Here is a 203-nt window from a genome sequence, read left to right as displayed (position 1 = left end):
AAAAGATTTAGTTTCAATCTTTTGAGGCTACATTGAATGAAGCTGTAGAAAAAGAAGATGACAAACAATTAAAAGAAGCTTGTAAAGAATTCGAACAATATTTTGTAAATCAATTGTTTAAAGAAATGAGAAGTACAGTTCATAGTGGTGGTCTGATGCCAAAATCTCAAGGTGAAAAACTTTTTGAGGATATGTTATATGAT

At 29.1% G+C, this 203-nt stretch carries 1 protein-coding gene; it reads left to right on the top strand.

Annotation, left to right across the window (positions count from 1 at the left end):
• Nucleotides 1-125: 125 nt before the first annotated feature.
• Nucleotides 126-203 (top strand): rod-binding protein (locus ACX6CF_RS26375; protein ID WP_458788359.1); only part of this gene is annotated, 78 nt, incomplete at its 3' end.

It is taken from the genome of Vallitalea sediminicola (genome assembly GCF_054408565.1).
Note: the sequence above shows the minus strand (reverse complement) of the source record. Positions and strands in the feature narration are given on the sequence as shown.